This is a genomic window from Bacillus sp. SIMBA_008, from assembly GCF_046535495.1.
GTDB classification, from domain to species: domain Bacteria; phylum Bacillota; class Bacilli; order Bacillales; family Bacillaceae; genus Bacillus; species Bacillus subtilis.
The window spans coordinates 1-370 of the sequence record NZ_JAWRWL010000098.1 but is presented as its reverse complement, the minus strand read 5'-3'; the positions used below and the strand labels follow the sequence as shown (position 1 = coordinate 370).

Here is a 370-nt window from a genome sequence, read left to right as displayed (position 1 = left end):
CGGCCCCGTCCTCAATCGCTTTTTTGAATGCGGGCATCGTATTTTCAGGGCAGTCGCCCGACGCCCCCCGGTGGGCAAAAATATTCGTCATATGTGTCACCTCAGATGTTTGTCATCGGTTTTCTCTATTATAATCGTTATGCACATCAGGAGGGCGCTATTTACACATATTTTATCATTACCGTCCGCTGTAATAGGTTTCGATTCCGTTTACAACGGCGTCCGCGGCGTGCTCTTGTCCGTTATCGCTTTTCAGCTTGTCCGCATCTTGAGGATTTGTGATAAAACCTAATTCAGCCAGCACACTCGGCATCTTTGAATATGTAATAACATAAAAAGGAGCTTCTTTTACGCCTCTGTCCCTCATCCC

Annotated in this window: 2 protein-coding genes; both read right to left on the bottom strand. The window is 46.8% G+C overall.

Annotated elements, in window-relative coordinates:
- Positions 1-91 (bottom strand): glycerophosphodiester phosphodiesterase family protein (locus SB658_RS22330; protein ID WP_410602394.1); only part of this gene is annotated, 91 nt, incomplete at its 3' end.
- 87 nt (positions 92-178) lie between these two features.
- On the bottom strand, positions 179-370 hold a 192-nt coding region (locus SB658_RS22325), incomplete at its 5' end, for an N-acetylmuramoyl-L-alanine amidase family protein (RefSeq protein ID WP_410602392.1).